This is a genomic window from Pseudomonas capeferrum, from assembly GCF_013523055.1.
Classification (GTDB): domain Bacteria; phylum Pseudomonadota; class Gammaproteobacteria; order Pseudomonadales; family Pseudomonadaceae; genus Aquipseudomonas; species Aquipseudomonas capeferrum_A.
On the sequence record NZ_JAAMQM010000090.1, the window covers coordinates 1 to 249 of the forward strand.

Annotated in this window: 1 protein-coding gene; it reads left to right on the forward strand. The window is 62.7% G+C overall.

Annotation, left to right across the window (positions count from 1 at the left end; all coding sequences use genetic code 11):
- Nucleotides 1–249: immunoglobulin-like domain-containing protein (locus G7009_RS27425; protein WP_181133395.1), on the forward strand; the 249-nt coding region annotated here is incomplete at both ends.

Genomic DNA, 249 nt, shown 5'->3' on the forward strand with positions numbered 1-249 from the left:
TCGAGAACCTGATCACTGCTGGCAGCACCAACACAGTCGTCACTGACGAACCGGGAACTCCAGGTAATCCGGGTACCCCTGGCACGCCGAACACTGGCGACCAGATCGCCGTCTCGATCGTCAGCAACGGCAATGTCACCGAAGCCCAGCAGCCGGTCTTCACCGTGCGCGTCAACCAGGTCCTGGACCGTGACCTCACCGTCACCCTGACCAATGGTGACAAGGTCCTGATCGCCGCGGGCCAGACCG